Source organism: Mangrovibacter phragmitis (assembly GCF_001655675.1).
Lineage (GTDB): Bacteria > Pseudomonadota > Gammaproteobacteria > Enterobacterales > Enterobacteriaceae > Mangrovibacter > Mangrovibacter phragmitis.
Map to the genome: position 1 here is coordinate 81,705 of NZ_LYRP01000050.1, position 25,655 is coordinate 107,359.

A 25,655-nucleotide genomic window follows, 5' to 3' on the forward strand; every position below is an offset into this window, starting at 1 on the left:
CTGTAATGAATCCCTCTGTACCGGGTTGCTTCTCGCCAACGAACAAGGATAATAACGACACGATTTATGGAACATGCCCAGCGAGGATGCAGCCGTTGCTGTTCCCGGGCCAGCAATGAGACGCCTTATATCTGCTATGTCGGAAAACTACCGTTATACTCTGCCCGTTCGTGCAGGCGATGTCCGCCAGCTTGGTGAATTAACTGGCGCAGCCTGCGCCACCGAAGTTGCTGAAATGGCTGAACGCCACAAGGGCCCGGTCATTCTGGTCGCGCAGGATATGCAAAATGCACTTCGCCTTCAGGATGAAATTCGCCAGTTTTATAGTGGCCCGGTAACCAGTCTCGCAGACTGGGAAACCCTGCCTTACGACAGTTTTTCGCCTCATCAGGATATTATTTCTGCACGGCTTGCCACGCTGTACCAGCTTCCGTCGATGGAAAAAGGTGTACTCATTCTGCCCGTCAGCACGCTGATGCAGCGCGTTTGCCCACACAGTTTTCTGCACGGACATGCGTTACTGATGAAAAAAGGCCAGCGCCTGTCCCGGGATATTCTGCGCGACCAACTGGAACAGGCTGGTTACCGCCATGTTGATCAGGTTATGGAACACGGTGAATACGCTACCCGCGGTGCACTGCTGGATCTCTACCCTATGGGCAGCGAACACCCATATCGCATTGATTTTTTTGATGACGAGATAGACAGCCTGCGCATCTTTGATGTCGACAGCCAGCGAACCCAGGAAGAAGTGGAGAATATCCACTTACTACCTGCCCATGAATTTCCTACCAGCCAGGCTGCTATTGAAATATTCCGCAGCCAGTGGCGCGATAAGTTCGAAGTAAAACGCGACCCGGAGCATATTTACCAGCAAATCAGTAAAGGTACTCTGCCGACCGGGATTGAATACTGGCAACCGCTGTTTTTTAGTGAGCCACTCAGCGACCTGTTCCATTATTTCCCGGCAAACAGCCTGATTGTGACAACGGGCGATACCGAAAGCAGTGCGGAACGTTTCTGGCAGGATGTAACTGCACGTTTTGACAGCCGGGGTGTTGACCCCATGCGCCCGTTATTACCGCCGGATTCACTGTGGCTGAAAACTGACGGTCTGTTTGCTGCGCTGAAAGAGTGGCCCCGCGTCCAACTAAAAACTGCCCCGTTAGCGGAGAAATCAGCTAACACAAACCTGGGCTACCAGGCTCTGCCAGATCTCGCTGTTCAGGCTCAACAAAAAGCGCCTCTTGATAATTTGCGCAAATTTTTAGAACAATTCACCGGGCCGGTCGTGTTCTCAGTAGAGAGTGAAGGCCGCCGCGAAACACTGGCTGAATTACTGGGGCGTATCAAGCTCAGGTTGACCACCATTAACACCCTCAGCGAAGCAACGGGTAATGGCCGCTACCTGATGCTGGGTGCCAGTGAAAAAGGGTACATTGATACTTTACGTCAGCGGGCGTTTATTTGTGAAAGTGACCTGCTGGGCGAGCGTGTAGCCCGCCGTCGCCAGGATAACCGTCGGACACTGAACCCGGACACGCTGATTCGCAACCTTGCCGAGTTGCACCCTGGCCAGCCAGTGGTTCACCTGGAACATGGCGTGGGCCGTTATGCCGGCATGACAACCCTTGAGGCAGGCGGCATCACTGGCGAATACCTGATGCTCACCTATGCAAATGACGCCAAATTATATGTACCGGTGTCATCATTACATTTGATTAGCCGCTATGCTGGCGGCGCAGAAGAAACTGCCCCACTCCACAAGCTGGGCGGTGACGCCTGGGTTCGGGCACGGCAAAAAGCAGCAGAAAAAGTGCGCGATGTGGCGGCGGAGTTGCTGGATATTTACGCTCAACGCGCGGCCAAAGCCGGTTTTGCTTTTAAGCACGACCGCCAGCAGTACCAGCTGTTTTGTGAGAGTTTTCCTTTTGAAACCACACCAGACCAGTCTCAGGCAATAAACGCCGTGCTGAGTGATATGTGCCAGCCACTGGCTATGGACCGTTTGGTGTGCGGTGATGTGGGTTTTGGTAAAACTGAAGTCGCCATGCGAGCTGCTTTCCTGGCCGTCGAAAATAACAAGCAAGTCGCCGTACTGGTGCCCACTACATTGCTGGCGCAACAGCACTTTGACAACTTCCGCGACCGTTTTGCCAACTGGCCGGTACGTATTGAAATGCTCTCCCGTTTCCGCAGTGCCAAAGAGCAAGCCCAGATCCTCGAGCAGGCAAGCGTTGGCAAAATTGATATTCTGATTGGCACACACAAATTATTGCAAAGTGACGTGAAATGGAACGACCTGGGGTTGTTAATTGTCGATGAAGAACACCGTTTTGGTGTCCGCCATAAAGAACGCATCAAGGCCATGCGTGCCGATGTTGACATTTTGACACTGACCGCAACACCGATCCCCCGAACACTCAATATGGCAATGAGTGGCATGCGCGATCTTTCCATCATTGCCACGCCTCCGGCCCGCCGCCTGGCGGTGAAAACCTTCGTGCGCGAATACGACAGTCTGGTGGTGCGCGAAGCCATCCTGCGTGAAATTTTGCGTGGCGGTCAGGTGTATTACTTATACAACGATGTCGAGAATATCCAGAAGGCCGCCGAACGCCTGGCCACACTGGTACCAGAGGCGCGTATCGCCATTGGTCACGGTCAGATGCGTGAACGGGAACTGGAACGGGTAATGAACGATTTTCACCATCAGCGTTTCAATGTGCTGGTGTGCACAACGATTATCGAAACCGGTATTGATATTCCAACGGCAAATACCATTATTATTGAACGTGCGGATCACTTCGGCCTGGCGCAGTTACACCAGTTACGTGGCCGGGTTGGGCGCTCCCACCACCAGGCTTATGCCTGGCTGCTTACGCCCCATCCGAAAGCCATGACACCCGATGCACAAAAGCGGCTTGAAGCCATTGCCTCTCTGGAAGATTTAGGTGCGGGTTTTGCGCTGGCGACCCACGATCTGGAGATCCGCGGTGCCGGGGAATTATTGGGTGAAGACCAAAGCGGGCAAATGGAAACGGTTGGCTTCTCTTTGTATATGGAACTGTTGGAAAATGCAGTAGATGCGTTGAAGGCAGGCCGGGAGCCCTCCCTTGAAGATCTGACCAGCCAGCAGACGGAAGTTGAATTGCGCATGCCTGCCTTGCTGCCTGAAGAGTTTATTCCTGACGTCAATACCCGGCTTTCATTCTATAAACGGATTGCCAGTGCGAAACAGCCTGGAGAACTGGATGATATCAAAGTGGAGCTGATTGACCGTTTTGGGTTATTACCAGACCCGGCACGGAACCTGCTGGAGATTGCAGCTCTGCGCCAACAGGCACAAAAAATGGGTATACGTAAAATTGAAGCCAATGAAAAAGGTGGCATGCTGGAATTCGCACCGCAAAACAGTGTTGACCCGGGCTGGTTAATTGGGTTGCTGCAAAAACAGCCTCAAACCTGGCGGCTGGACGGGCCAACCCGCCTGAAATTTTTCGTTGATTTAGCTGAACGCAAAACCCGTATCGACTGGATTCGGCAGTTTATGCAACAACTTACAGAAAACGCCGCAGCCTGACGTAACACCCATCTCCCGTAACGCTCTCAGTTAAGGGAGATGGAGCAAGTTTTACAAAATATTGCAATACACCAGGAAATCCTCACATCCGCCTGCACCATAATTTGTTCTTTTGCTTTAACTGGTGAAGGACATCCCTGGGCTATGTCAGCAAATAAGCAGCAATCATCTAAAACATCTCCTCTTTTCTCCTCCACCCGCAAGTGGTCCGTAGGTTGCGCCATGCTGCTGTTAGCCAGCCTGTGGAGTGGTTTCAGTGATGCCCAAACCTGGCCATTACCCGCTCCAGGCAGCCGCCTGATTGGGGTAAATCAATTCCATGTAGTACAGGATGACGGTGGTTCACTGGAAAATATTGCCAGCCAGTATGGCGTGGGGTTTCTGGCTTTGCGCCAGGCAAACCCGGGCGTAGACCCCTGGTTGCCTTTAGCTGGCAGCGTACTGACCATTCCGCATCAGGTTATACTCCCCGAAACCCCTCATGAAGGCATAGTGATAAACCTGGCGGAATTACGCCTGTACTACTACCTCCCCGGCAGTAATCAGGTGGCTGTCTACCCTATTGGCATTGGTCAGTTAGGTGGCGATACATTCACCCCGACAATGGTTACCCATGTCTCGGAGAAACGTGCCAATCCGACCTGGACGCCGACCAAAAATATTCGCGCGCGTTATCTTGCGCAAGGTATTGAATTACCGGCAGTGGTGCCCGCCGGGCCGGATAACCCAATGGGCCACCATGCTATTCGCCTCGCGGCGTATGGCGGCGTTTACCTGATTCACGGCACAAATGCTGATTTTGGGATTGGTATGCGGGTGAGTTCAGGCTGCATTCGCCTGCGTGATGGCGATATCGAAACACTGTTCAGCCAGGTAAACCAGGGCACACCAGTGCGCATTATCAATGAACCCGTGAAAGCCAGCCGGGAGCCTGATGGGCAGTATTGGGTGGAAGTACATCAGCCCCTTTCCCAGTCACTGGATGACAACCCACAGACACTGCCATTAACGGTGTCCCGCCAGGACCAGTTACTGTTGGGTTCTCCGGATGTAAATGCGGACGTAACAGAGCAGGCTATGCACTTGCGGGCGGGTATGCCAGTCAACATCACAAACCAGATACATAAAACAGACGATCAGGCATTGTAATCTCTCTGGGTTAGCAGCCACAAAGTCGTTCACCGTTACCAGTACGGCTGGTGTATTTTTCCTGATTTTTCATCCTCCACAGGCCACTTCAGGACGTTAATTGCCAGCCATTGATTAACGTATTTTACGTCATATCGGCTTGTGTTAATAAATTTATTAATTATCGATAATAAATTAATAACCGCCTTATATTCAATGCAATAGGTATTTTATATTTTTCGTTTTTCTTCTGGTTCGCGAGCATAGTGATCTCTATAATGATGCTTCACTTAACGACACAAAGGTAAAACGGCATCATGACAACTGATGTTTCAGGTTGTGTAAAAAAAAGCCGTGGCCGTCCAAAAGTGTTCGACAGGGAAGACGCACTGGATAAAGCCATGGCACTATTCTGGCGGCATGGCTATGAGGCCACATCACTGTCGCATCTGGTTGAGGCGACAGGCGCGAAAGCCCCCACTCTCTATGCAGAGTTTACCAATAAAGAAGGGTTATTCCGTGCAGTGCTTGACCGGTATATTGCACGTTTTGTTTCTCAATATGAGGCGCAACTGTTTGCCAGTAGCAAGCCACTGGCCGAGGCATTGAAGGATTACATGGTAGCAGTTGCTCTGTGTTACACCAGCAAAGAGACACCTCAGGGTTGCTTTATTATCACCACTTCTTCCGCACTGGCGGCATCAAGCGAGAAAGTAGCAGAGATGATCAGGCAGCGTCATGTAAAACAGGCGCAAGCCCTGATAACTTTTCTGGTACAGCGCCAGGCGCGTGGTGAGCTTTCGGCCAGTTGCCAGTGCGCAGTTTTGGGCAATTATCTTTCCTGTATTGTTCAGGGAATGTCAGTCAGTGCCCGAGAAGGCGCATCGTTTGAAACTCTCGAGGCTATCATCAATACAGCGCTGAGTTCGCTACCGGGTATTGCGCAATAAGATGATAACGTGGCTGAGACCGCTTGTTTTGTCTCAGTCACTCTTATCCGCCGGACCTTCTATTGTAAAAGAGAATTACTATCCTTTACCTCAATAAATAGGCAAAAACGATTAAATATATCCACCTTGTTAACCTAAATTTAATAAGTACACTGCGGACTATTTACACACTAATTATTATCTTAAATATCTAACTCCGCACCCTACACTGAACAGGCATTTCATTCCTTTGCTTTATAACAAAGCAATTTATTGGACACACAGCAGAAGGAAGACAGAATGATTTTGCTATTACCCATGCTCAAAGTACTGGTCGTTATTTCGTTGCTGTTCGGGCTTTGGTTGATATGTGGTAGCTCTTCGCTGTTTGCTATTCTTGCCATTATTATCACTGGCGGCCTTTGGTTTAAAAGGCAAGATTTGCTTTGACCATATGGTAAAAAAGACCTGTTATCGCACAGGTCTTTTAGCGTTATCCGGGCGATGCTGCCATTCAGGATTTATTTGCTGAATCGCTTAGCACCAGCTGGCCATTTTTATCCAGTGGTATCTGGCTGCCAGGATTGTGATCCATGCGGATTTTACCTTGCTGGTTGCCTATCTGGTAAGTGACATCATAGCCAAGGTTTTTTTCACTGGTGTCATAAACCGTCTTACAACGCTGTTCAATGGTGCTGTAGGTATCTTTATCCTGCATGGTACCCTGCACCTGATTTCCCGCATATCCACCACCCAGTGCGCCAAGTACTGTGGCAACATCACGCCCGTGACCGCCACCAAACTGATGACCAATTACTCCACCAGCGACTGCTCCCAGCACCGAGCCTGCAATACGGTTCTCATCCTGTACCGGGCGGCGGTGGGTAACAGTGACATTACGGCATTCTTTACGGGGAGATTTTACAGTAGAAGTAATGGCTTTCGCTGAAATCACCTGGGCGTATTCCGGCCCACTATGAAAGACATCCAGACCTGCAACTGCCGCAACCCCCATAGCCGCAGCTACGCCAATACCAATTCCCGCTAACATTGATTTATTCACAGGACACCTCCTGATAAGACAGGTTGTTATTGTGAGCAAAAATCCAGGAAACAGGGATCAGACGAAAAGAGAAAATGAGGTAGCCAGATTATAATTGAGATTTATCCTGGCAAAATATTATGCCTTGCGGAGGGCCATCATTTCCCCTTTTGATAGTAAGGTTTTGCCCGGAATTATAGATTGCCGCCACAGGCAACTGCGCCAGTAAATGTTATTCCCGGCGACAAAAAAGGCCCCTTTCGAGGGACCTTTTACCGGATAAAATTGCCTTTTAGATTAGTGCAACTTAAGACGCGGGCGAATAATACGGTTGATACGCCCAACCAGCATCATCAGACCGGTTTTAAAATACCCGTGCAGTGCTATCTGGTGCATACGGTAAAGGGAAATATACACAAACCTGGCGATACGCCCTTCGACCATCATTGACCCACGCATCAGGTTGCCCATCAGGCTACCTACGGTGGAGTAGTTCGACAGCGAAACCAGCGAACCGTGATCTTTATAGGTGTAATGCTTCAGGGTTTTCCCGTTCATTTGCGCCAGAATGTTATGCATCGCACAAGTAGCCATTTGGTGTGCGGCCTGTGCGCGTGGCGGGACAAAGCCCCCTTCAGCGCGGGCACAGGAGGCACAGTCACCAATCGCAAAAATATCCGGGTCGCGGGTCGTCTGCAGCGTAGGTTCAACAACCAACTGGTTAATTCGGTTTGTTTCCAGTCCACCAATTTCTTTCATGAAATCAGGTGCTTTAATGCCCGCAGCCCAGACCATAAGATCCGCTTCAATAAATTCGCCATCTTTCGTATTCAGGCCATTGTCTTGTGCGCTGGTTACCATAGTGTTGGTCAGAACACGCACGCCCATTTTGGTTAGTTCACTGTGTGCCGCGCCCGATATCCGTGGTGGCAATGCCGGAAGAATGCGTTCACCCGCCTCCACCAGCGTCACATTCAGCGCTTCATTTGTCAGGCCTTTATAACCATAGCTGTGTAACTGTTTTACTGCGTTATGCAGTTCAGCGGACAGTTCAACGCCGGTAGCCCCACCACCTACAATGGCAATGTTCACTTTGCCATTTGCACCGAGATTGGCGGAGTGTTTCAGGAACAGGTTCAACATTTCGTGGTGGAAACGACGTGCCTGGTGTGGGTTATCCAGGAAGATACAATGTTCTTTCACACCTTGCGTATTGAAATCATTAGATGTGCTGCCCAGGGCCATGACCAGGGTGTCATACGGCAGATTACGTTCAGGAACCAGCAGTTCACCTTTGTCATCACGCAACTCAGCCAGAGTGATCACCTTCGCTTCGCGGTTAATATCCACGACCGAACCCAGTTGGAACTGGAAATGGTGATTACGTGCGTGAGCAAGGTAACTCAGGGCATCCACGCCTTCATCCAGCGAACCAGTTGCCACTTCATGCAGTAATGGTTTCCATAAATGACTGTGGTTCCTGTCAACCAGTGTCACTTTCGCTTTTTTACTACGGCCCAGTTTTTTCCCTAACTGAGTTGCCAGCTCCAGTCCGCCAGCTCCACCGCCAACAATCACAATTTTTTTCAATGGTGTAGTCAACGTGACCCCCTCAAATTATTAACCAATTGTTAATTAACGGTTATAAAAATAACTTTTAATTAACAATGAGTTGCTGAATCGAATCATTCAAAACAGCCTGAGAATATCACGAACGGTGCATTGGTCATACCAAAATTGATATGAATCAAATTTTTCTGGCTAGATTTAACACAACAAGGCTGACCAAAGGCCAGCCGGGGTAGTTACAGGAAAGTAATGGGGACGTTAGCCGAGAGTTTTAAATGCTTTAATACGTTGCAGATGCGGAGAAATATTCTTGAACTTATGAGTTTCGTTATCATCCCATACAATTTCGTAATAGGGATGCAGTAACGCAGCTGATCTCTGGTTGTCCAGCGCTTCGTCGTGGCGCGACAGGATTGCCAGGCAACGATCCCGGTTCTTCTCGCGGAAGTTCTCCACGCATTTTGTGGCAATATCAAGATATTCTTCTGGCCGGTCTATTTTCCCTTCCATATTTTCATAAGGATACAAGTTAGGGTTAAAAATAACCTGGCGAACATCGCAGAGAAAACCAATGCGCTCCGCCCAGAATCCCCCCAGACCAACACCACAAATCAATGGCCGCTCATCAATATTAAGTTGCAGCATTTTATCTACTTCTTTAAGCAAGTGCTGCATGTCGTGTTTCGGGTGCAGCGTGCTGTAACTGATCAAACGAACATCTGAATCAATAAACTGAAGTTGCAATACCTTCTCATGGTTACCTGGACTGTTTGAGTCGAAACCGTGTAAATAGATAATCATCGCATCCTCACCGTACCAGTTTTTGCCGCTCAGGCACTATCACTGCCCCGCCTTCCTTGCCTGCCATTGAGCATCCAGCTCAGTCAGTTTATGACTGACTGACTTCCAGGTTGCCGATGACAGGAGTTCCTGACGGGAAAACGAACCTTTATGATACAAACCCGTAACACGCTCTGCATTGATCGGTGACAGGTTATCCAAAACACTAACAGCTCCATCGCGGTTATTACAAACCAGAATCATATCGCAACCTGCATCAAGAGAGGCCCGGGCTCGTTCAGCATAAGTGCCCATAATTGCAGCACCTTCCATTGACAGGTCGTCAGAGAATATCACGCCATTAAACCCTAACTCCTGGCGCAATACTTTCTGTAACCACCAGGGGGAGCCGCTTGCCGGGCGATTGTCGAGTTCGGGGTAAATCACGTGAGCGGGCATAATGGCGTCCAGTGCCTGCTCATTTATCAGCGAACGGAAAATCGCCATATCATGTTCACGAATGACATCTGCCGGGCGATTATCCACGGGTGTTTCTTTATGAGAATCAGCACTCACGGCTCCATGACCGGGAAAATGTTTTCCAGTGGTTTTCATACCAGCCCGGTGCATACCCTGCATAAAACGCCGTGCCATTGCCAGTGCTATCTGCCCGTCTGCATGGAAAGAACGTTCGCCAATCGCCGCACTGCCATGCCCGATATCCAGAACCGGCGCGAAACTGATATCAATATCCATGGCGATCATTTCGCTCGCCATCAACCAGCCAGCATCTTCCGCCATCTGCCCGCCTGTTTCCACGCCCAGTAATTGCGCATAAGACTGTGCTGCCGGAATGCGGGTAAACCCTTCGCGAAAGCGCTGTACCCGTCCACCTTCCTGATCCACCGCAACAACCAGACGATGCCGGGAAGCAGCACGGATCTGGCGCACCAATTCACATAACTGGGCAGGATCATGGTAATTGCGCGTGAACAGTATCAGCCCCCCCGTTAAAGGATGGGCCAGAATTTCCCGTTCTTCCGCGTCCAGTTCATAACCCACGACATCTAACATTACCGGACCCACTGCAACCTCTCTTGTTTCTTGTTATGTGTTTTTCAACCTGCACCAGGCCTGGTCTGCAAGCTGGATAAATTCACTGGATTGTGTTTCTTGCCACCGGTACTCATACCAGGAAGCCATTAATAAATTCACCCACGGCAGCCAACGGCGAATCTGCTGTCTCAATGTAACTTCGTTAAGGTGCATATGCCTGGCGTAAAACGCAACACATGCCGAAAACTGTGGAGATTCGTCAATGGCCAGTGTGGTGAGTTCAAGCCCTACATCACCATCCCCGGCATACTCCCAGTCAATCAGACGTATCCTGTCACCACAATGGACAATATTACCAGGGTGAATATCCATATGCAGAGGTGCCAGACGAATGGGCGCAGGCTCTCTGTGGTGTTGACATTTTTTCAACTGCGCAAGCCACCGCGCTGTTCGCCGTGAAGGCGAAGCATTCTGCCAGTAGTGTTGCAATAAAGGCAGCAAGACAATACGCCAGCCAAACAAAGGCTGGTGATGTAGCTGGCTCAGCGTACGAGCCAGCACATCTGCAGGCGGCCAGGATTCAGCCACCTGACCTTCTACCCATTCAACATACAACCAGTGGCGATTCAGAAAGACAGGTGCAGGTGCCAGTGAACGCGGTAACCGCTGCAATACCCGGTATTGCCGACGCAATTCAGCATACTTGGCAGCCTCACGCCGCACCCACTTTCCGCAGGTATTCTCGACCAAAACGCTGTTGCCGCTCAGCCCCCGTATGGCAGAAACAGAGCCGGCGGCAAATGCCGCCGGGAGTGACGTATGGTTATGGTGATGCACACCTGCATCACTGCGTTTGCTGTACGGCACCTTTACCTGACCAGATAATTTCACCTGTTTGCACCAGCATCAGTTGCATTTGCACAGCAGGGTTACTCACATTACCTTTCGCGCTGGTATAAAGCACATACTGTGCGCCGACATTACGCGCAATACCAATGGCTTTGCTGCGTGAGCCGAGGCTGTCTTGCGCAGACAACCCCAGTTGCTGCTTAGCCAGGGCAAGCTGTTGGTCGTTAACTAAAACAAAAGTGTGGTTATTTGCCAGAGCATTGCGCAAAGCCTGCGTACCTTCGCTGGCAGGTAAACTGCCATTGGTACGATTATTCACGGAATCCACTAATAATACACTGCCCGCCTTTACACCGTCGGCTTTGAGCATCTGAGCGACCATCGGTTGAAACGCACTATTCCAGTCGTAATGACGCTCTTTAGGTTGCGGCGTAACGGGTAATGTTGGCGTAACAGGCTCAGGTTGAACAGGTATTTCAGGAACGGAAGGTACCGTGGGCTCCGGCTGTGTGGGTGCTGGCCTGGCAGGCTCTACCGGTGCGGGCTGTTGTTGCTCATTACGCAGTACACAACCAGACAGCACCAGAGCGACGCTGAGAACAGACAAATAACGGAAAATACGTTGTTTCAAAATCTCCCCCTTCAAAGATAGAGATACACCCGCACCTGATCTGCGCCAGGCATTTGGGTAATGGCATGAATATCCACAGTGGTAGCCGACGGAACAACAACACTACGCGGCTCATCCAGTGGGTGTATCTCCAGGCCTTTCTTGTCATACCAGAAAAAACGGTAATGGACCGTCACTGGTTGATGACCTTCATTATACAGTGATGATACCGCCTGGGTATTCACACCTGCATGGCTAATCACCGGGCGTTCTGCCGTCACTCCGGCAACCAGCAACGATGACTCGATCACCAACGTCTGGCTGCTGTTCACCGGAATCACTGGCCCGGAACTGCATGCACTTAACGCAGTAATAACACAGGCCAGGCACAACGTGCGCCGAATCATTATGCACCTTTATGAGATAGTAACGGGCCCAGTGGACGCCCACCGAGTAAATGCATATGCAGGTGATACACTTCCTGCCCACCATGACGATTACAGTTAATAACCAGACGGAAGCCGTCCCCGGCAATGCCTTCCTGTTCAGCGATTTTTGCCGCCACAGTAATTAAGTGGCCCAGCGCCTGCTCATGCTCGGGAAGCGTATCATTGACTGTCGGGATCAGTATATTTGGCACAATCAGAATATGTGTAGGAGCCTGAGGGGAAATATCGCGAAACGCAGTAACGAGATCATCCTGCCACACAATATCAGCAGGGATTTCACGACGAATAATCTTACTGAAAATGGTCTCTTCAGCCATGTGAGTGTCCTTTAGTCAATCGCAGTGATGGGAGTATAACAAGCTCCGCAACACCTTGCTGTAAAAACACTTTATTGTAACGCTTTTCATCCTGACGGCACAGCCGCGCTGATGAACCAGATTCTTCTGGCTCGCTGTTCCTTTATTACAAAGATACATACGACAAAAACAAAAAAGGGGCCAATGGCCCCTTTTCCGCTCTCCCCGGCAACAATTAGTTGTTGCGGATGTAATCATCCATCTCAGTTTTCAGGTTATCGGATTTAGTACCGAAAATTGCCTGAACACCTGAACCTGCGACAACAACACCTGCTGCACCCAGTTTTTTCAGGCCAGCCTGATCAACTTTCGCCACATCGGCCACACTGACACGCAGACGAGTGATACACGCATCCAGGTTAGTGATGTTTTCTTTGCCGCCAAACGCATTGACTAATGCTGGTGCCATTTCGCTGGTCGCAGCAGACTGCGTCTCAGTAGTGGCATCTTCACGGCCAGGCGTTTTCAGATCCAGAACTTTGATAAGCACACGGAAGATTGTGTAGTAAACCGCGGCATAGCAAAGACCAACAACCGGGAACAACCACAGTTTGCTACCGTTACCACTCAGAACGATAAAGTCAATCAAACCGTGTGAGAAGCTGGTGCCATCACGCATCCCCAGGAGGATACAAATCGGGAAGGCCAGACCAGCAAGGATTGCGTGAATCACATACAGGATTGGCGCAACGAACATGAAAGAGAATTCGATTGGCTCAGTAATCCCGGTCAGGAATGATGTCAGCGCAGCGGAGATCATGATACCGCCAACTTTGGCACGATTTTCCGGCTTAGCAGAATGCCAGATAGCAATGGCAGCAGCTGGCAGACCATACATTTTGAACAGGAAGCCACCAGACAGTTTACCCGCAGTCGGGTCACCAGCCATGTAACGTGGGATATCACCATGGAAGACCTGACCTGCCGCATTGGTGAATTCACCAATTTGCATCTGGAAAGGTACGTTCCAGATATGGTGCAGACCAAACGGTACCAGGCAACGCTCTACAAAACCATAGATGCCGAAAGCCAGTACCGGGTTTTGGTAAGCGGCCCATTGGGAGAAATCCTGAATAGCAGAACCAATTGGCGGCCATACGAAGGACAAGACAACCCCAGTGATAATCGCTGCCAGACCAGAAATAATTGGTACAAAGCGTTTACCTGCGAAGAAGCCAAGATACTCAGGCAGTTTAATACGGTAGAACCGGTTGAACATATAAGCAGCGATGGCACCAGAAATGATCCCCCCTAACACCCCGGTATCAGCCAGGTGTTTTGCTGCAATTTCTTCAGCCGGAAGATGAAGAACCATTGGCGCAACAACTGCCATGGTTTTAACCATAATGCCGTAGGCAACCACAGAGGCAAGGCCTGAAACACCATCGTTATTGGTGAAGCCCAGCGCTACACCGATTGCGAAGATGAGTGGCATATTGGCGAAAACGGAACCACCCGCTTCGGCCATAACATGAGAAACGATGGCTGGCAGCCAACTGAAGTTAGCGGAACCCACACCAAGCAGGATACCTGCAATCGGCAGTACGGATACCGGCAGCATCAGCGATTTACCCACCTTCTGCAGGTTAGCAAATGCGTTCTTGAACATAATTGAGAGTGCTCCTGAGTATTTGTGCTTTTTGTACGCGATATGCGCTTTGAGTCTGGGGGAGATACAGACTCTCTTCAGGACATCTAAGTGCCCTTTATTTATTACGCAGAGTAAAATAAATAGCGGTTTTATTGTTTGATGGCAGTCACGTTTCCATGACAGACATGCAGAAAAATCGCATTTAACCACTCAAATCGTATACATATGTTACAAAAAAGACGTTCACCGCCCATTTTGTGGCGGTGAACTTTACTCGTTTTAGGGATTAATTACGAGCCTTAAAATAACAAGGATTTAGTTGTCCTGACGTAAAGCAGAAAGGTCGACATTAAAAAGTGATGAGAAATTATTCGTCGTAATTTCCGCAAGGGTTTCAACATCCACGCCTTTAAGCACAGCCATATACTCGGCAACATCACGTACCAGTGCGGGCTGGTTTTCCTTGCCCCGGTGAGGTACCGGTGCCAGATACGGCGAATCCGTTTCGACCAGAATTCTGTCGAGCGGTACATAGCGAGCAGCCTCACGCAGTGACTCAGCATTACGGAAAGTTACAATGCCCGAAAAAGAGATGTAGAACCCCATATCCAGCAATTTGCCCGCTGTGTCTGTATCTTCTGTGAAGCAGTGCAGTACCCCACCACAGTCCATCACTTGTTCCTGGCGAAGAATTGCCAGAGTATCCGCGCGTGCGTCACGGGTATGAACGATAACAGGTTTGTTTAATGCCCGGCCAATGGCTATATGGTGGCTAAACGAGGATTGCTGGCGCAATTTGGTTTCCGGCGTGTAGTAATAGTCCAGCCCGGTTTCACCCATTGCAACCACCCCCGGTTGTGCAGCCAGACTGTGCAGGCGCTCAACATCCAGCTCTTCATCCTGATTTAACGGGTGTACACCACATGAAAACGCCACATTATCCCGTTCACCAATTTGCTCGCGCATCGCGACATAACCATCCAGCGTTGTTGCCACCGCCAGACAAAAACCGACATCGCGTGCTGCCGCTTTGCTGAGCACATCATCCACATTTTTATGCAGTGTTTGGTAATCAAGGCCATCAAGGTGACAATGGGAATCAACTAAAAACATAATCGTCTCTTACAGATGTATTGACGGGAGGGGTGCTCCCGGTTGCAGGTAATGTTCCCAGGCCAGTAGCTGCTCCGCCAGTAACAGTTCGCGGTTAATCGCCGGAACAGCCAGCAATTGTGCTCGTAATTGAAACACCGCATTGCAAATCGCCTGAAGTACCATTCCAGGAAACTCAACCAGTTGTTCCACCAGTGGCAGCCTGTCGACATTCATGACAGACTGCCCGGCGTGCTGCTGCAGCTTAAGTGCATCAACTAATAATGTCGAAAACCACCACAACATGTCTGTGGCTCGCTCCTGGTTCATCACCGCCAGTAAACTGTAGAATTCGCGGTTATTGAGCGCCTGGGTTAACTGCTCAAAAAATTTATTGCGCAGTGCTGCGTTGTCAGGTTGTAACAGCGATAACGCCGCCGCAGGTGCACCACAGGATAGCCTTAGAGCTGCAAGGCATTGTACTGTATCAGAGCCTGACTCGCGTTGTAACCATGCCTGAGCCCAGGGCTCATCGGGCACACCTAACAAGAAATGAAAACAGCGGCTACGCAGTGTTGGCAGTAGCTTATCCGGTTCGTGGCAGGCCATAAGGAACCAGGTATGCTCCGGCGGCTCTTCCAGCGTTTTTAATAATGCGTTAGCCGCCGCTTCAGTCAGTAGTGTGACATCCTTAATCCACACCACTTTTGCACCACCGAGGCTTGCACGGTTATACAGTTTATCGGTGACATCGCGGATAACATCGATACCGAGATTCTGCTTCCCTTTCTCTGGCACGACTACGGTGTAATCCGGGTGCGTTCCTGCCTGCATTAACTTGCACCCACGGCACTGCCCACAACTTTTGTTACCTTGCGGCGACTGGCACATTTTCAGACGTGCCAGTGCATAACACAGGGCATCTTCCCCCATTCCAGGAATGGCATGAATGAGTAACGCTGGATGCCCATGCCCGGCCTGATACTGCCCTGACAATTTTTCAAAGGCCGGGCGCAGCCATGGGTACCATTTCATTCACTGTCACCTTTTTCCCAGTGAGCCAGCGTTTCATGTAACGTACGACGAATAGCCTCAGCAACCTCTGCCTGAGATGCATTAGCATTAACCGTCGCAATACGCTCATCCTGTGCGGCAAGCGCCAGGTAGCGTGCCCGTGTCCGGTCAAAAAACGCCAGGGACTCCGTTTCAATGCGATCAAGTTCCCCTCGGGCTCTGGCCCGGGCCAGCCCAATTTTAGGGTCGACATCCAAATAGAGTGTCAAGTCTGGAGAGAAATCCCCCAGCACAGTATTACGCAGGGTTTCTAATAACCGGGTATCAATTGCGCGCCCTCCTCCCTGGTAAGCCTGGGTAGATAAATCGTGGCGGTCACCAATGACCCAGGCACCGCGCGCCAGTGCCGGTTTAATGACCGTTTCTACCAACTGAACCCGGGCGGCATAAAACATCAGCACTTCGGCTTTATCTGTAATGACTTCGTCGCCGACGGCTTTGATATCCAGCACCAGGCTGCGTAGTTTTTCTGCCAGGATCGTACCACCGGGTTCACGGGTGAACACGAGATCGCAAATACCCCGAGACTGCAATGTCTCAACAATGACATCACGCGCGCTGGTTTTACCCGCGCCCTCAAGGCCTTCGATCACTATAAATTTACTGCGCATTTTTTTCCTTTAATGTGTTGATCCATGCCCGTACAGCTTTGTTGTGGTTGGCCAGATTAGTACTGAACGTATGCCCACCTTTGCCATCAGCGACAAAATAAAGATAGGGGGTTTTTGCCGGATGAGCCGCAGCCTTCAATGAAGCTATACTCGGAATAGCAATCGGGCCTGGTGGCAACCCACTAATTACATAGGTGTTATAAGGTGTTGCTGTTTCAAGATCTTTACGTGTCAGTTTGCCATTCCAGTCTGCGCCCATACCGTAAATTACTGTTGGATCGGTTTGCAAACGCATGCCAATACGCAATCGGTTAATGAATACCGAGGCAACCAGTTCCCGCTCACTGGCAATGGCCGTTTCTTTTTCAATGATGGAAGCCATGGTAACCATCTGTTCGCTATTTTTGTACGGCAGATTATCAGCCTTTGACGCCCAAATGCTTGCTACTGTATTCATCATTTTTTGATGTGCGCGTTCCAGTATCGCCACATCTGTTGTGCCAGCGGTATATAACCATGTATCCGGGTAGAACCCCCCTTCCACTTCGTTTTCCGGTATATCCAGTGCTTTGGCCACTGCACTATAACTGTCGCCCTTCAGGGTATGCCGGATATAAGGGGCTTCCCGTAACTGAGCCAGCCACTGATGTACGGTTTGCCCTTCCACCAGACGCAGGGGAAACTGCGCTTCTTTACCACTTGCCAGTAACAACATTAATTGACGAACTGTCATATCAGGTGTCAGGCGATAAGTCCCCGCTTTGAAGTTAGCCAGTTGAGGTTCAAGTCGCAACAGCCACTGGAAAACGCGCGGACGATTGATAATTTTTTCAGCATAAAGTTGATTACCAAGCGCCAAACGGCCCGTGCCGGGTTTCAGGGTAAAATAGGTTTCTTGCTTAATCAGCAGTGAACTCACTGCAAGCTTACGGACTTTCCAGTAACCCGCACCAGCGGCAACAGCCAGCAGAAGTACGAGTACAAGAACGAGGCGCAGCATTTTTTTCATGACAATATTTCTACTCACATAATGGGGCAAGGAAGGAATACAACTCTCGTGATGTGTACCTTGTGGCGATGGCCTGCCGGACCGGAATTATTGGCATCAAAGCATTGCAGATGAAGGCTTCATCGGCGTGCAGCAACGCATCAGGGGTAGCCCGTATTTGACGAACAACTCTGCCCTGCCGCGTTAACTCAGCCATTATATGCTGGCGCATTGTTCCGTTCACACCAGAGCGGTCAACGTATGGCGTGTATACAGCCTCGCCTTCTCGCCAGAATAAATTAGCGGCACAACATTCCACCATCATGCCATCACTGTCAAGGACAATGGTCTCATGCTGGTTTGCCTGTTCAAGTTCCGCCCGAATAAGAACCTGTTCAAGCCGGTTAAGGTGTTTTATACCAGCCAGAGAGGGGTTAATCCCCATGCGAACAGAACTGAGGCCCAGTGTGACTCCCGTATTTTTCCATTCTGCATAAAAGTCAGGAAAACGTGAGACAGACATTATTCTTACCGGATTGTCACATTGCGTCGGGTTGTAACCCCGACCGCCACTCCCACGGCTGATAATCACTTTCAGGACAGCATAATCCTGAGAGCGGGCCACCTCAGTCATTTCTGTTTCCAGAGTTTGCCATTGGGTAAAGGGGATAAACAGACGCTGGCAGGCTTGCTGCAAACGAGCAATGTGCAGAGATAAAAAACGGATTTCACCGGCAACAATCCGCGCGGTAGTAAAGCAACCATCGCCAAACTGAATGGACCGGTCGTTTGCAGGCAGGTGTGTCTGGTATGCACCATTAATCAAGAACATCACTCATCCTCACATCATGGATGCGTTAGTGTGACAGGCAGAGGAGTTGAGGGCAATAGAAGGAATCTTAGACAGTTAAGGCCCGTAATATACGGGCCTTAACTCACGGTGTTATACCCGTTTGAAAATCAGCGAACCATTAGTACCGCCAAAGCCAAAAGAGTTGCACAGCGTATATTCCATCCCCGATACCTGACGTGCTTCGTGAGGCACAAAATCGAGGTCACAGCCTTCATCAGGGTTATCAAGGTTGATGGTTGGCGGAACAGACTGGTCCCGCAGTGCGAGAATCGAGAAAATTGACTCAACCGCACCAGCAGCACCCAGCAAATGCCCGGTCATAGACTTCGTGGAACTGACCAGAACACGTTGTGCTGCTTCACCAAAGACTGTTTTCACAGCCTGGGCTTCTGCTTTATCGCCAGCAGAAGTGGATGTACCGTGGGCATTTACATACCCCACCTGCTCAGCTGTAATGCCCGCATCGCGCAGTGCATTAACCATAGCCAGCGCAGCGCCTGCGCCGTCTTCTGGTGGCGAGGTCATATGGTATGCATCGCTGCTCATGCCGAAACCTGTCAGTTCAGCATAAATTTTAGCGCCACGTTTTTTAGCATGCTCATACTCTTCGAGTACCAGAATACCGGCACCGTCACCCAGGACAAAACCATCACGGTCTTTATCCCACGGACGGCTTGCTCCCTGAGGGTTATCATTACGCGTAGATAAAGCGCGTGCAGCACCAAAGCCACCGACACCGAGAGGAGTACTGGCTTTTTCCGCCCCGCCAGCAAGCATAACATCAGCATCGCCATACGCGATAATACGCGCAGCATGACCAATATTATGAACACCAGAAGTACAGGCTGTAGCGATTGAAATGCTTGGACCACGTAAACCAAACAAAATAGACAAGTGCCCGGCGACCATATTTACAATGGTGGACGGTACAAAAAACGGGCTAATTTTCCGTGGACCACCTTTCACCAGTGAACCATGGTTTTCTTCAATCAGGCCTAAGCCACCAATACCAGAGCCAATAGCAGCACCAATACGATGGGCGTTTGCTTCGGTAACTTCAATGCCGGCGTCCTGAAAGGCCTGAATACCAGCAACAATTCCATATTGAATGAAAGCATCCATCTTGCGTTGTTCTTTACGCGAGATGAAGTCATCACAGTTAAAATCCTTTACTAAGCCAGCAAATTTAGTTGCAAAGGCGCTAGTATCGAAATGGTCGATCAGGCTGATGCCACTCTGACCGGCAAGCAGAGCTTTCCACGAAGTCTCTACAGTGTTGCCGACAGGAGACAACATGCCCAGTCCGGTCACAACTACACGACGCTTAGACACGTTTGTCCTCCAGGGAGGGAAATTATTGATACGCGTGGGACTAAAAGATAAAACTCAGGCGGTCGAATGACCGCCTGGAGATGTCACTTACGCCTGGTGTCCGTTGATATAATCAATGGCAGCCTGAACGGTGGTGATTTTCTCAGCTTCTTCGTCCGGAATCTCAGTATCAAACTCTTCTTCCAGAGCCATTACCAGCTCAACGGTGTCAAGAGAATCGGCGCCCAGGTCTTCAACGAAGGAAGCGCTGTTAACAACTTCTTCCTGCTTAACGCCCAGCTGTTCGCCGATAATTTTCTTAACGCGTTCTTCGATAGTGCTCATACTCTTAAATTTCCTATCAAAACTCGCTTTCGCGATGGTTTTCGTAGTGTATAAAATGTTGAAAAAGATGCAACTAAATCCCGGCAGGTCTTACCACGATTTTACGCTATTTTGCGGGCATTACCGCTAATAACGCAAATAATTTTCTACTTCTCAGCACTCAGACTCAATAAACGCAGAATTTTCGCACATTCCCTGATTATAACTCAGACAAGTGGACAATCTGTATTCAACGACGTTCCTGGCAAAAAAGTATAGCGTGGTTACACCATGTACATTCCACCATTGACGTGCAAAGTTTCACCAGTGATGTAACCTGCGTCGTCAGAGGCCAAAAATACAACCGCATTGGCGATTTCCTTCGCGTCACCGAGGCGACCCGCAGGAACCTGCGCCAGAATACCTGCACGCTGATCATCAGACAGCGCACGCGTCATGTCCGTTTCAATAAAGCCCGGAGCAACTACGTTTACTGTAATGCCGCGTGACGCCACTTCGCGTGCCAGTGATTTACTAAAGCCAATCAGACCGGCTTTTGCCGCAGCATAGTTAGCCTGACCAGCATTTCCCATGGTACCAACCACAGAACCGATAGTAATAATACGACCATGACGCTTTTTCATCATAGCGCGCATTACTGCTTTAGACAGACGGAAAACTGATGATAAGTTGGTTTCGATAATATCGTTCCACTCATCATCTTTCATGCGCATAAGCAAATTATCTCGGGTAATTCCGGCATTATTAACCAAAATATCGACTTCACCAAACGCAGAACGGATGTTTTCCAAAACAGACTCAATAGATGCCGGGTCGGTCACATTCAATACTAGACCTTTCCCGTGTTCACCTAAATAATCGCTGATTGCCTGGGCACCACTTTCGCTGGTTGCCGTACCAATCACTTTCGCACCCTGTGCAACCAGTGTTTCTGCAATTGCACGCCCAATACCACGGCTTGCACCAGTAACCAGAGCGACTTTACCTTCAAAACTCATAATGTTCCTCATTATTGCTCAAGCGCCGCTGACAGCGCAGCCGGTTCATTGATGACCGATGCAGTCAGGGTGTCAACAATACGTTTCGTCAACCCGGTCAGAACTTTACCTGGACCTGCTTCAAATAAGTGACTTACACCCTGAGCAGACATGAACTCTACAGTCTGAGTCCACAGTACCGGGCTGTACAACTGACGAACTAATGCGTCCCGGATAGCGTCCGGAGAGGTTTCGCATTTTACATCAACGTTGTTAACAACGGGAATGGCTGGTGCATTAAATACGATATTTTGCAGTTCAACTGCCAGTTTTTCAGCCGCTGGTTTCATTAAAGCACAATGAGAGGGAACGCTGACCGGCAATGGCAGTGCACGCTTGGCACCCGCTGCTTTACAGGCTGCTCCTGCTCTTTCCACTGCTTCTTTATTGCCAGCGATGACCACCTGACCTGGCGAGTTGAAGTTAACCGGGGAAACCACCTGACCCTGGGCTGATTCTTCACATGCTTTCGCAATAGCCGCATCGTCCAAACCAATAATGGCTGCCATCGCACCCGTACCTTCCGGCACGGCTTCCTGCATGAATTTACCGCGCAATTCAACCAGACGAACCGCATCAGCAAATGCGATAACACCGGCACAAACCAGAGCAGAATATTCGCCCAGGCTGTGCCCGGCCATTAGTGCAGGTGCTTTGCCGCCTGCCTGCTGCCAGACACGCCACAAAGCAACAGAAGCAGTCAGCAATGCTGGCTGTGTCTGCCAGGTTTTATTCAGTTCTTCTGCCGGACCTTGTTGCGCTAACGCCCACAAGTCATAACCCAGCACATCAGAGGCTTCACGAAATGTTTCTTCAATCACCGGATACTGTGCAGCAAGTTCAGCCAGCATACCCACTGACTGAGAACCCTGTCCGGGGAAAACAAAAGCAAATTGTGTCATTTTTTTGTCCCTGCTAATCAAAAGCGAACCAGTGCAGAACCCCAGGTGAACCCACCACCAAAGGCTTCCAGCAGAACTAATTGACCCGGCTTAATACGCCCATCTCGTACCGCTTCATCCAGTGCTGACGGAACCGATGCCGCAGAGGTATTACCATGCCGGTCCAGCGTCACCACCACACTTTCCATTGGCATACGCAATTTTTTGGCAGTCGCACTAATAATACGCAGGTTCGCCTGATGGGGCACCAGCCAGTCGAGATCTTCGCGATTGAGGTTATTGGCTTCCAGTGTCTCATCAACAATATGCGCAAGCTCGGTAACCGCCACCTTAAAGACTTCATTCCCTGCCATTGTCAGCCAGGAAGGGTTTTCCGGGTTCACGCGATCCTGGTTTGGCAGCGTTAACAAATCTCCATAAGAGCCATCAGCGTGCAGATGCGTGGAAATGATACCGGGCTCTTCAGATTTGGACAGCACCACCGCACCGGCGCCGTCACCAAATAAAATAATTGTGCCACGATCTTCAGGATCCAGCGTGCGGGCCAGCACATCAGAACCAATTACCAGCGCGTAATCAACCGTGCCATTTTTCACATATTGATCAGCGATACTTAGCGCATAAGTAAAACCCGCGCAGGCTGCACCCACATCAAATGCGGGGCAACCTTTGATACCAAGTTGCGCCTGAATTTGGCATGCAGCACTTGGAAACGCGTGCGTCGAAGATGTTGTGGCAACAATAATTAAGCCAATCTGTGTTTTATCAACACCGGCCATATCCAGCGCATTACACGCAGCCTGATAACCCATGGTCGCAACGGTTTCTTCCGGCGCAGCAATGCGGCGCTCGCGGATCCCAGTACGAGTAACAATCCACTCATCAGTGGTTTCTACCATTTTTTCCAGGTCGGCGTTAGTACGCACGAGTTCAGGCAAATAGCTGCCCGTACCAATAATCTTTGTATACATGTACGCTCAGTCACTCTTGGGTAATACAGATTTCAGGCGAGAAGCAATTCGCTCAGGAATTTGCCGCCGCACCGCCTGCACTGCCTGTTCAATCGCGACTTCAAACGCTCGCTGATTGGCCGCACCATGGCTTTTAATTACAGTGCCGCGCAATCCTAACAGACAGGCGCCATTATACTGGTCGGGGTTGAGGTGACTGAATCGCCTTTGCAGGCTTTTTTGTAACCAATGCTTTAATAAAATCAGCCACCACGCCCTTTTTTTCCCTTCCGACTGCGATTTCAGCAGCGAAAGAAACATTCTTACCACACCTTCCATGGTTTTTAGTGTCACATTACCAACAAAACCGTCACAGACCAGCACATCCGTTTTTCCGGTCAGTAATTCATTTGCTTCCAGATACCCGATGTAATGAATAGCAGGCAGTGTAGCCAAAACGGCCGCTGCATTGCGAATAGACTCTGGACCTTTGGTTTCTTCCTCACCAATATTCAGCAGCGCAACACGAGGCTGGGACAGCCCTAACAGTTCTTCTGCAAGGACAGAACCCATAATAGCGAACTGCACCAGCATAGCACTGTCACAGTCCACATTAGCCCCCAGGTCCAGCACCACTGTTTTCCCGCGTTGCTGGTGTGGCAACATCGTTACCAGTGCCGGGCGCTCAATGCCATCCAGCGGCTTTAATAATAATTTCGACAGACCCATTAATGCGCCAGTATTACCGGCACTGACACAGGCCTGAGCCCGCCCTTCTTTTACCAGTTCCAGCGTAACGCGCATGGAAGAGCCACGGCTGTTGCGCACAGCATGCGATGGCCGGGCATCACTGGCAATAACTGACTGAGCAGGGATAATCTGCAAACGTGACCGTTGGTCAAAATCAGCTTTGGCAAGTAATGGAGTAATGGCGTCGGGATTGCCGACTAAAAGAAGGTTCAGTTGCGAATTAGATTCCAGTGCCTGCAAAGCTGCAGGCACTGTCACAGCAGGGCCAAAATCGCCCCCCATGGCATCTAACGCAAGGGTTAGACGTGTCAAAGTATCGCCAGATTACTTAGCGATTACCTTGCGGCCACGGTAGAAACCGTCAGCAGTAACGTGGTGACGCAGGTGCGTTTCACCAGAAACTTTATCTACAGACAGGCTGGCAGTGGTCAGCGCGTCATGGGAACGACGCATGCCACGTTTGGAACGGGTTGGTTTATTCTGTTGTACGGCCATGGACCTTACTCCTCAATTACTTACGCTTTAAACTTGCTAATACGGCAAATGGGTTTGGCTTCTCCGCCTCTGCAGGCAGTTCACCAAAGACCATGTCCGCCTCGGACACTTCACAGTGTTCAGAATCATGCACCGGAACTACTGGTAAAGCGATGATGATTTCATCTTCAACCATAGCCAGCAGGTCAATTTCACCGAACTCGTTAACCTCAATCGGTTCATACGCTTCCGGGAGTGCTTCAGCCTGCTCGTCAGAAACGACCGGGCTAAAACAATACGTTGTGTGAACCTGATGCGGAAATGTGTTGCCGCAGCGCTGACAAGTCAGAGTAACCGACACCTTCGCCTCACCCGTAATAACGGCAAGACGCTGGTTATCAATTGCGAACGACATTTCGCATTCTACATCACTGTCCACACTGACGACGGATTCAGCAACGCGCGCCGCCTGTTCAGGGGTATAAATACCCTTGTAGTCGAGGCGTTTTTGAGCGGTACGTACCGGATCCAGTGTCAGGGGTAATTTTACCTTTTGCATAGGGCGCGCATATTAACTTTGTAACGTCTTAGAGTCAAAGAAAAAGGCATTATGACTCACCTTTTGCCATTTATTCGCACACATTGCGGCTGCACAGTTTAAAATGTGGCGAACAAATTCGCTATAGATGACAGAAAAAATATGCTTCCAATTATACTGGCTTCCACTTCCGTGTATCGCCGCGACTTGCTTAACCGGCTTACTCTGCCATTTACCTGTGCAAGCCCGGACACAGATGAAACACCATTCGCGGGGGAAACATCCGATCAACTGGTTAAGCGCCTCGCAGAGCAAAAAGCGCGTTCTTTGGCACGGGCTTATCCAGGTCATTTAATTATTGGTTGTGACCAGGTTTGCTTACTGAATAATATTATCACCGGGAAACCCCATACAGTTGAAAACGCTGTAAAACAATTATTAGCTGCACAAGGCAAAAAAGTGCGTTTTTCTACCGGAATTGCCCTGCTTAATACGCTAACCAATCATATTCAGGTTGATGTTGAACATGTTGATGTCTGGTTTCGCTCCCTTTCAGAGCCTGAAATCCGCCGTTACGTCACTATAGAACAACCGTTACATTGTGCTGGCAGTTTTAAGTGTGAGGGACTTGGAATAACGTTGTTTGAGCGTATTGACAGCAGAGATCCCAATACACTCATTGGCCTGCCATTGATTCGTTTATGTGAAATGCTGCGCGCGGCTGGCGCAGACCCTTTAGCCGAATAATGCCGTATCCGTGCTCCGCTGGCCGCAACTGCCCCAATACG

27 protein-coding genes are annotated in these 25,655 nt (G+C 49.9%); 5 read left to right on the forward strand and 22 right to left on the reverse strand.

Annotation, left to right across the window (positions count from 1 at the left end):
* The first annotated feature begins 136 nt into the window (after positions 1–136).
* The 4 genes from mfd (at position 137) to A9B99_RS24095 (ending at position 6,090) form a co-directional block, all read left to right on the forward strand.
* The gene (gene mfd / locus A9B99_RS22545) at positions 137–3,583 is read left to right on the forward strand and encodes a transcription-repair coupling factor (RefSeq protein WP_064601421.1); all 3,447 of its coding nucleotides are present in this window, start codon (positions 137–139) and stop codon (positions 3,581–3,583) included.
* A gap of 222 nt (positions 3,584–3,805) precedes the next feature.
* Positions 3,806–4,732 (forward strand): L,D-transpeptidase LdtC, encoded by a 927-nt coding sequence (gene ldtC, locus A9B99_RS22550; protein WP_064601422.1) that lies wholly within the window; start codon positions 3,806–3,808, stop codon positions 4,730–4,732.
* A gap of 296 nt (positions 4,733–5,028) precedes the next feature.
* Complete coding sequence (locus A9B99_RS22555; protein WP_064601344.1) at positions 5,029–5,661, forward strand: TetR/AcrR family transcriptional regulator; 633 nt, start codon at positions 5,029–5,031, stop codon at positions 5,659–5,661.
* A 279-nt stretch (positions 5,662–5,940) separates the two neighbouring features.
* A complete protein-coding gene (locus tag A9B99_RS24095) occupies positions 5,941–6,090 on the forward strand; it encodes a hypothetical protein (RefSeq protein ID WP_170123740.1) in 150 nt (49 codons plus the stop codon).
* A gap of 64 nt (positions 6,091–6,154) precedes the next feature.
* Here the strand turns inward: A9B99_RS24095 and A9B99_RS22560 are convergent, their stop codons facing one another.
* From A9B99_RS22560 to yceD, 22 genes are all read right to left on the reverse strand, one after another.
* Positions 6,155–6,703, reverse strand: coding sequence for a glycine zipper 2TM domain-containing protein (locus tag A9B99_RS22560; protein ID WP_064601345.1), 549 nt, complete (start codon positions 6,701–6,703; stop codon positions 6,155–6,157).
* A gap of 276 nt (positions 6,704–6,979) precedes the next feature.
* Complete coding sequence (locus A9B99_RS22565) at positions 6,980–8,284, reverse strand: NAD(P)/FAD-dependent oxidoreductase (RefSeq protein ID WP_064601346.1); 1,305 nt, start codon at positions 8,282–8,284, stop codon at positions 6,980–6,982.
* Between the two features lie 225 nt (positions 8,285–8,509).
* Complete coding sequence (ycfP, locus tag A9B99_RS22570) at positions 8,510–9,052, reverse strand: alpha/beta hydrolase YcfP (RefSeq protein WP_064601347.1); 543 nt, start codon at positions 9,050–9,052, stop codon at positions 8,510–8,512.
* 39 nt (positions 9,053–9,091) lie between these two features.
* Positions 9,092–10,117 (reverse strand): beta-N-acetylhexosaminidase, encoded by a 1,026-nt coding sequence (gene nagZ / locus A9B99_RS22575; protein ID WP_074388860.1) that lies wholly within the window; start codon positions 10,115–10,117, stop codon positions 9,092–9,094.
* A 21-nt stretch (positions 10,118–10,138) separates the two neighbouring features.
* Positions 10,139–10,978 carry a thiamine kinase gene (thiK, locus tag A9B99_RS22580; RefSeq protein ID WP_231889239.1) on the reverse strand — a complete coding sequence of 280 codons (840 nt, stop codon included), beginning with the start codon at positions 10,976–10,978 and terminating at the stop codon, positions 10,139–10,141.
* The gene (gene lpoB / locus A9B99_RS22585) at positions 10,932–11,567 is read right to left on the reverse strand and encodes a penicillin-binding protein activator LpoB (protein ID WP_064601350.1); all 636 of its coding nucleotides are present in this window, start codon (positions 11,565–11,567) and stop codon (positions 10,932–10,934) included. The genes thiK and lpoB overlap by 47 nt, the downstream gene beginning before the upstream one ends.
* Before the next feature lie 11 nt (positions 11,568–11,578).
* Positions 11,579–11,950, reverse strand: coding sequence for a YcfL family protein (locus A9B99_RS22590; protein WP_082917941.1), 372 nt, complete (start codon positions 11,948–11,950; stop codon positions 11,579–11,581).
* Positions 11,951–11,952: 2 nt separating this feature from the next.
* A complete protein-coding gene (hinT, locus tag A9B99_RS22595) occupies positions 11,953–12,312 on the reverse strand; it encodes a purine nucleoside phosphoramidase (protein ID WP_064601352.1) in 360 nt (119 codons plus the stop codon).
* Positions 12,313–12,526: 214 nt separating this feature from the next.
* On the reverse strand, positions 12,527–13,960 hold the full coding sequence (gene ptsG, locus A9B99_RS22600) for a PTS glucose transporter subunit IIBC (protein WP_064601353.1): 1,434 nt from the start codon (positions 13,958–13,960) through the stop codon (positions 12,527–12,529).
* Positions 13,961–14,257: 297 nt separating this feature from the next.
* Positions 14,258–15,055, reverse strand: a complete 798-nt coding sequence (locus A9B99_RS22605) for a metal-dependent hydrolase (RefSeq protein WP_064601354.1) — start codon at positions 15,053–15,055, stop codon at positions 14,258–14,260.
* Between the two features lie 9 nt (positions 15,056–15,064).
* Complete coding sequence (holB, locus tag A9B99_RS22610; protein WP_064601355.1) at positions 15,065–16,069, reverse strand: DNA polymerase III subunit delta'; 1,005 nt, start codon at positions 16,067–16,069, stop codon at positions 15,065–15,067.
* The gene (gene tmk / locus A9B99_RS22615) at positions 16,066–16,719 is read right to left on the reverse strand and encodes a dTMP kinase (RefSeq protein ID WP_064601356.1); all 654 of its coding nucleotides are present in this window, start codon (positions 16,717–16,719) and stop codon (positions 16,066–16,068) included. Before tmk ends, holB begins: the two co-directional genes overlap by 4 nt.
* Positions 16,709–17,728 (reverse strand): cell division protein YceG, encoded by a 1,020-nt coding sequence (gene yceG / locus A9B99_RS22620; protein WP_064601357.1) that lies wholly within the window; start codon positions 17,726–17,728, stop codon positions 16,709–16,711. Before yceG ends, tmk begins: the two co-directional genes overlap by 11 nt.
* A gap of 10 nt (positions 17,729–17,738) precedes the next feature.
* On the reverse strand, positions 17,739–18,539 hold the full coding sequence (gene pabC / locus A9B99_RS22625; RefSeq protein ID WP_064601358.1) for an aminodeoxychorismate lyase: 801 nt from the start codon (positions 18,537–18,539) through the stop codon (positions 17,739–17,741).
* A gap of 111 nt (positions 18,540–18,650) precedes the next feature.
* Positions 18,651–19,892 carry a beta-ketoacyl-ACP synthase II gene (gene fabF, locus A9B99_RS22630; RefSeq protein ID WP_074388861.1) on the reverse strand — a complete coding sequence of 414 codons (1,242 nt, stop codon included), beginning with the start codon at positions 19,890–19,892 and terminating at the stop codon, positions 18,651–18,653.
* A gap of 87 nt (positions 19,893–19,979) precedes the next feature.
* Positions 19,980–20,216 (reverse strand): acyl carrier protein, encoded by a 237-nt coding sequence (gene acpP / locus A9B99_RS22635; protein WP_003857954.1) that lies wholly within the window; start codon positions 20,214–20,216, stop codon positions 19,980–19,982.
* A 263-nt stretch (positions 20,217–20,479) separates the two neighbouring features.
* Positions 20,480–21,214, reverse strand: a complete 735-nt coding sequence (gene fabG, locus A9B99_RS22640) for a 3-oxoacyl-ACP reductase FabG (protein ID WP_064601360.1) — start codon at positions 21,212–21,214, stop codon at positions 20,480–20,482.
* 11 nt (positions 21,215–21,225) lie between these two features.
* Positions 21,226–22,155 (reverse strand): ACP S-malonyltransferase, encoded by a 930-nt coding sequence (fabD, locus tag A9B99_RS22645; RefSeq protein WP_064601361.1) that lies wholly within the window; start codon positions 22,153–22,155, stop codon positions 21,226–21,228.
* 17 nt (positions 22,156–22,172) lie between these two features.
* Complete coding sequence (locus A9B99_RS22650) at positions 22,173–23,126, reverse strand: beta-ketoacyl-ACP synthase III (RefSeq protein ID WP_064601362.1); 954 nt, start codon at positions 23,124–23,126, stop codon at positions 22,173–22,175.
* A 6-nt stretch (positions 23,127–23,132) separates the two neighbouring features.
* Positions 23,133–24,167, reverse strand: coding sequence for a phosphate acyltransferase PlsX (gene plsX / locus A9B99_RS22655; RefSeq protein ID WP_064601363.1), 1,035 nt, complete (start codon positions 24,165–24,167; stop codon positions 23,133–23,135).
* A 12-nt stretch (positions 24,168–24,179) separates the two neighbouring features.
* Positions 24,180–24,350: a 50S ribosomal protein L32 gene (gene rpmF, locus A9B99_RS22660; protein WP_036108199.1), complete on the reverse strand. Its 171-nt coding sequence runs from the start codon at positions 24,348–24,350 to the stop codon at positions 24,180–24,182.
* Between the two features lie 16 nt (positions 24,351–24,366).
* Entirely contained in the window at positions 24,367–24,888 is a 522-nt protein-coding gene (gene yceD, locus A9B99_RS22665) for a 23S rRNA accumulation protein YceD (RefSeq protein WP_064601364.1), read from the reverse strand.
* A 141-nt stretch (positions 24,889–25,029) separates the two neighbouring features.
* Between yceD and A9B99_RS22670 the strand changes: the two genes are divergently transcribed.
* On the forward strand, positions 25,030–25,614 hold the full coding sequence (locus A9B99_RS22670; protein ID WP_064601365.1) for a Maf family protein: 585 nt from the start codon (positions 25,030–25,032) through the stop codon (positions 25,612–25,614).
* Positions 25,615–25,655: the final 41 nt, after the last annotated feature.

Excerpts from the sequence above, each read along its gene's own strand:
- mfd (WP_064601421.1), top strand. The coding sequence starts at position 137 with ATGTCGGAAAACTACCGTTATACTCTGCCCGTTCGTGCAGGCGATGTC.
- ldtC (WP_064601422.1), top strand. The coding sequence starts at position 3,806 with ATGCTGCTGTTAGCCAGCCTGTGGAGTGGTTTCAGTGATGCCCAAACC.
- A9B99_RS22555 (WP_064601344.1), top strand. The coding sequence starts at position 5,029 with ATGACAACTGATGTTTCAGGTTGTGTAAAAAAAAGCCGTGGCCGTCCA.
- A9B99_RS24095 (WP_170123740.1), top strand. The coding sequence starts at position 5,941 with ATGATTTTGCTATTACCCATGCTCAAAGTACTGGTCGTTATTTCGTTG.
- ycfP (WP_064601347.1), bottom strand. The coding sequence starts at position 9,052 with ATGATTATCTATTTACACGGTTTCGACTCAAACAGTCCAGGTAACCAT.
- hinT (WP_064601352.1), bottom strand. The coding sequence starts at position 12,312 with ATGGCTGAAGAGACCATTTTCAGTAAGATTATTCGTCGTGAAATCCCT.
- ptsG (WP_064601353.1), bottom strand. The coding sequence starts at position 13,960 with ATGTTCAAGAACGCATTTGCTAACCTGCAGAAGGTGGGTAAATCGCTG.
- A9B99_RS22605 (WP_064601354.1), bottom strand. The coding sequence starts at position 15,055 with ATGTTTTTAGTTGATTCCCATTGTCACCTTGATGGCCTTGATTACCAA.
- holB (WP_064601355.1), bottom strand. The coding sequence starts at position 16,069 with ATGAAATGGTACCCATGGCTGCGCCCGGCCTTTGAAAAATTGTCAGGG.
- tmk (WP_064601356.1), bottom strand. The coding sequence starts at position 16,719 with ATGCGCAGTAAATTTATAGTGATCGAAGGCCTTGAGGGCGCGGGTAAA.
- yceG (WP_064601357.1), bottom strand. The coding sequence starts at position 17,728 with ATGAAAAAAATGCTGCGCCTCGTTCTTGTACTCGTACTTCTGCTGGCT.
- pabC (WP_064601358.1), bottom strand. The coding sequence starts at position 18,539 with ATGTTCTTGATTAATGGTGCATACCAGACACACCTGCCTGCAAACGAC.
- acpP (WP_003857954.1), bottom strand. The coding sequence starts at position 20,216 with ATGAGCACTATCGAAGAACGCGTTAAGAAAATTATCGGCGAACAGCTG.
- fabG (WP_064601360.1), bottom strand. The coding sequence starts at position 21,214 with ATGAGTTTTGAAGGTAAAGTCGCTCTGGTTACTGGTGCAAGCCGTGGT.
- fabD (WP_064601361.1), bottom strand. The coding sequence starts at position 22,155 with ATGACACAATTTGCTTTTGTTTTCCCCGGACAGGGTTCTCAGTCAGTG.
- A9B99_RS22650 (WP_064601362.1), bottom strand. The coding sequence starts at position 23,126 with ATGTATACAAAGATTATTGGTACGGGCAGCTATTTGCCTGAACTCGTG.
- rpmF (WP_036108199.1), bottom strand. The coding sequence starts at position 24,350 with ATGGCCGTACAACAGAATAAACCAACCCGTTCCAAACGTGGCATGCGT.
- yceD (WP_064601364.1), bottom strand. The coding sequence starts at position 24,888 with ATGCAAAAGGTAAAATTACCCCTGACACTGGATCCGGTACGTACCGCT.
- A9B99_RS22670 (WP_064601365.1), top strand. The coding sequence starts at position 25,030 with ATGCTTCCAATTATACTGGCTTCCACTTCCGTGTATCGCCGCGACTTG.